Here is a 4,406-nt window from a genome sequence, read left to right as displayed (position 1 = left end):
AATTACCTAGACGAGTTTTGTTACAAGCTCAACAGAAGATACTTCGGTCAAAAACTCTTTGACAGACTCATCATTGCTTCGATTTAATCATACTGGCAAGATTGCGGATATACATATAATCATTTAACTGATTTTTATGAAAAAAGTAATTGTTACAGCTCCAGCAGAGGAATAGGTTTGGAAATTTTCCTCGCATTCGGTTGAGTAGGTTTTTGCCACGATGCGAACTCCGGCTAAAGCGACAGAACTCTCGGCTAAGATTAAAGCAGAATCGCTTCCAATTTCACTTCATGAAATGGATGTAAACTCGGATGAATCGTTGAAGTCTTGCTTGGGAGGAGTGATTCCTTTTTTTTTACCGACATAATATTGAATTGGAATAAAAAGTAAAACTTAAAAAAAAATCATGATCCAAGTAACCGTCCTCTACAGATACAGCAGCTTTTGAAAGCTATTACGCTACAAGCACATGCCTTTGGTAGGTAAAATGACAGGATTTGAAAAAGCCGAGCTGACCAAATTCTTACCTAACCCTGACGGTTCCAAGCATGATTATTATCGAATGGCTGAATTATATTATGCAAGCCTTGGGGCAATGCAATAATCACTGAGTTCCCCAGAAGGAAAGGCGACTACTGATGATCTGTTGAATTTTGCTACTGGCGGCATCAAAATGCTTGTAGGAGAAGTTGGTTAGGATTATCTGATGACTTTAGGTTCAGTATTTTAATGGCCATTAATAGAAATCGAATGAAAAGATTATTTATCGGATAAGAACTAGACTTTATTCACCATCCTAAATAAATCCTCCTTGTATTGCTTGCCGATCGGGAGGATTTTTCCCTTCAATTCCACATGGGTTTCTGTTACTGCTTCTAATTTTGAAAAATTAACCATATAAGATCGGTGGATTCTGACAAAACGTTTAGGGTCGATTTTTTCACAAAGCTTATTCAAAGGACTCACGATTAAATAGTCTTGCTGGGCGGTTATTATTTTACAATAGTTCCGTTCGGCTTCTACCCAAATAATGTCATCAATCATAACCTTGATCAATTTATTTTGATTTCGGATAAAAATCCGATCCTCATGAGATTCATGAAAAGAATTCTCTAAAGTATCTTCCTTTGGAAACTCCTTCATCCTTTGTTCTACCAATGCAATAGTCCGTTCTAGGTTTTGCTTGTTGAATGGCTTGGAAATAAAGGCAAAGGGATTCGTACTTTTAGCTTTTTGAAAAGTGGAATCATCCTCATTGGCAGTCAGGTAGATAATTGGAATATCCAGAACTTTATGAATTTCATGCGCAGCATCTATTCCATTGGATTTGCCTTTTAGCTGAATATCCATTAGGATCAAATCAGGCTTGGTTTCTAAAGCATGGTGAATTGCTTCCTCCGCTTTAGTTTCTATACCGGTAACTTCATATCCAAGTTTGCTCAGTTGCAAACTGATATTAGCTGCGATAATCATGTCATCTTCGACGATTAGTATTCTCATTTTGGTTATGCTGCTTTGTTTAAAAAAAATGTAAATGAAAATGATGTACCTGGTGATTTGACCAAAGTCATTTTTCCATCAAGTTGCCTTGTCAACAAGCTAATCAGCTCGCTCCCAAATCCAGTTCCTTGAGTGGTTGTATTTGAAACTATGCCTACTCCATTGTCTGCTACCTCTAAAAATAAGGCGCCCTCTTTTTCATAAAGTTTGATAAGTATTCTGCCTTTTTCCTGAAGCGGAAAAGCATATTTGAGTGAGTTGGAGATCAATTCATTTACAATTAATCCTATCGGTATAGCTAAGTCCACATCTAATTCCAGAGCTTTCATCTCTATGTCAAAATTAATCTTATTCTTGGCATCAAAGGTGTCAAGGATAAATCTTCCCAGGTTTTCAAAAAATTCTTTCATTTCTACTCCTTTCAAGTTTTCTTGTCGATAAAGCTGCAAATGAATCATTCCCATACTTTGAACTCGATTGTATGTTTCTTCCAATATTTGCTGAAAATCGCGATTATCAATTTTTGCGATTTGGAGCGAAAGTAAACTAGAGATCGTTTCAAGATTGTTTTTGATACGATGATGGATTTCTTTCAATAGAAATTCCTTTTCTTGATTCTTCTTTTCAAGTAGTTCCGAATAGGATTTCTTCCTTAAATAAACACGGTAAACCAAAGACAATATTACTACTAGGACGATTGCAAGTGTGAGGTAGAGAACCTGCAAAATCCGCTGACGACTCAGTTGGGATTCTTGAAGGTTGATTGTATTTTCTTTTTGAGCGACTTGCATTTCTGTTTGAAGAGTTGCGATTTGTGCTTCTGCTTCTGAGGTGAAAACATCGCTTTTAAGTTGATACGCAATTCGGGAGGCTTCTAAGGCACTTTCAAATAAATTGGAGCCCTCATAAGCTTTACTTAATTCTTCATAAACTAAACTTAGGTAATATTTATCTCCAAAATTCTCTTTTGCTTTTTCAATACTTGTATTTAGGTATCTGGCAGCCTGGCCATATTCCCCAGCCTCGTTACTCACTTTTCCCAAAGCGAGATAGGACCTCATTATCATAAAGTCATTTTCAAGTAATTCTGCGTATCGAAGAGCATCTAGACCAGATTTTTCTCCCTCTGAAAAATTTCCCGTATTGGCTTGGAGGTTAGCCAATGCGATATAAGTATCACTAAGATTATTGTAAAAACCATATTGTTCTCCAAGTTGGACAGATTTCTGAAAATAAGGAAAAGCCTCCTCTTGGCGCTCTAGATCAACCAAATATTGTCCGACAAGGTGAAGGGTAAAATCGTAGTCCAAGTCGTTGATTCCCCGACTTTCAAATATTTCCAGAGACTTGATTCCATAGAAAAATGCGGATTCAAATTTCTGCTGTTTCCAAAATAGGTTGCTCATATCAGAATAAGCCATGGCTATAGCCTTTTGATCCCGGTAAGTTTCTCCTATTTCAAGTGTTTTGGAAGCATATTCAAAAGCTTTCCCAAGCATTCCCCTTCGCTCATACACATAGCCTAGGTTGGTATATAATAGCCAAGCTTCTTGCTCGGGAATCATTGAAATAGCCTCGTTGAGGACCTGCTCCGCTTGATCCAATTCCTCCATTCGGAGAAGAATTGCTCCCTTGGAAACCAATAACCTACCCATCCAATAATTCTCATCACTTTCTCTGGCTTCTCTTAATCCTAATTCTATGAACCCTAATGCTTTTTTGAGATTTCGAGTATGATAATAATAACCTAAGTCATTTAAAATTTGTAACCTAAGCGGAGAAAATTCAGGTATTTCCAAGACGCGCTTTTCAAGGATATCTAGATAGTCTGATTGAAAATTATCTGTAGCTACAAAAACTTCTTGGTATTGGAGGTTTTCTCTTTGATTTTCGATTTGGGCGAATAATACAATAGGTATCAAAAAAATCCATAAAAAAATAAATCCCTTCATTTCGAAATGTACTAAATAGAATTATATCAAGATCAATTTTTTGTATTTAAAAAAAATCTATTGGGAAAGAATTTAGTAGGGTTGGGAAAGTCCTGAGCTTAGTTTATCCCAAAGCAATTTTTTTATCAATAACGTGGTTGCAATTTGATTTTATAATTCTTGAAATAAAGTAGGAGAAAGAAATTCCAGCGTTGAGAAATTGAAGCAACTTAGTTTTTGAGATTATTTTTAAATAGTATTCTCGTTGATGGCTTAAACTGATATTTAACTTAACATGAGCCATTTACTCCATTTTAAATTAAACTTAAAATGGTAAGGAGGACACAAGATGAGGGGATTGTGGGGGTGAAAATCAGGTTTATACTTGAGAATAGTTTTCCACAGCAACTCATATTTTTATTTAGCCGGGAAGACCTTTTTTGGGTGATTAAGGTTCTTCCCGGCTTCTTTTGAGTTTTTTTGTTTTAAACTTTAAGCAAAAAAAGGGAGCCCAAACTAATGGTTTTTAGAAAAAATGAGCTCGTGAGGAGTAAAAAGCTTTTGCGGATGGCTCGATTCACTCGAGTGTTTTGCTTACAGTCTTCCCAAATCGCATACGATTTTTACTTTCTGATATTAGGTTTTCCTACAAAGATTACTGGAAATAAACCAGCTCAGCTCTTTTTGAAGAAGGGTATTGAACAGACTTCGCGTCAGGTATTATTTAGATAGAAGGAACAAGGGCGATTTGTTTGGACATTTTGAACTCACACAGGATTAACGATTTTGTTGGAATTAGCATTTGAACAGAGGTATGGTAAAGTCTAGTAAAGGGTTGGATTTATCATAATTCTTCTTTTAGAGGTGTCCTTTTAATTGCATATATTTATAGCTTTTCAAACGCTCAAAATGGATATATTTAAAGGTCAAGGAGTCATAGAGTTCAGTAAAAGCTTCCAAACTGAACTTGACTGC

Annotated in this window: 3 protein-coding genes; 1 reads left to right on the top strand and 2 read right to left on the bottom strand. The window is 36.0% G+C overall.

Annotation, left to right across the window (positions count from 1 at the left end):
- Positions 1–469: 469 nt before the first annotated feature.
- A complete protein-coding gene (locus tag P8O16_RS06110; RefSeq protein WP_300312010.1) occupies positions 470–604 on the top strand; it encodes a hypothetical protein in 135 nt (44 codons plus the stop codon).
- 173 nt (positions 605–777) lie between these two features.
- Here P8O16_RS06110 and P8O16_RS06105 read toward each other — a convergent pair whose 3' ends face one another.
- Positions 778–1,500: a response regulator gene (locus P8O16_RS06105; RefSeq protein WP_300312007.1), complete on the bottom strand. Its 723-nt coding sequence runs from the start codon at positions 1,498–1,500 to the stop codon at positions 778–780.
- A gap of 5 nt (positions 1,501–1,505) precedes the next feature.
- Positions 1,506–3,452, bottom strand: a complete 1,947-nt coding sequence (locus P8O16_RS06100) for a histidine kinase dimerization/phosphoacceptor domain -containing protein (RefSeq protein ID WP_300312004.1) — start codon at positions 3,450–3,452, stop codon at positions 1,506–1,508.
- Positions 3,453–4,406 lie beyond the last annotated feature (954 nt).

It is taken from the genome of Algoriphagus sp. (assembly GCF_029254265.1).
In the GTDB taxonomy this organism is placed as follows: Bacteria; Bacteroidota; Bacteroidia; order Cytophagales; family Cyclobacteriaceae; genus Algoriphagus.
This window is presented reverse-complemented; position numbering and strand designations above follow the sequence as displayed.

Coding starts and splice junctions, on each gene's coding strand:
- P8O16_RS06105 (WP_300312007.1), bottom strand. CDS start 1,500: ATGAGAATACTAATCGTCGAAGATGACATGATTATCGCAGCTAATATC.
- P8O16_RS06100 (WP_300312004.1), bottom strand. CDS start 3,452: ATGAAGGGATTTATTTTTTTATGGATTTTTTTGATACCTATTGTATTA.
- P8O16_RS06110 (WP_300312010.1), top strand. CDS start 470: ATGCCTTTGGTAGGTAAAATGACAGGATTTGAAAAAGCCGAGCTGACC.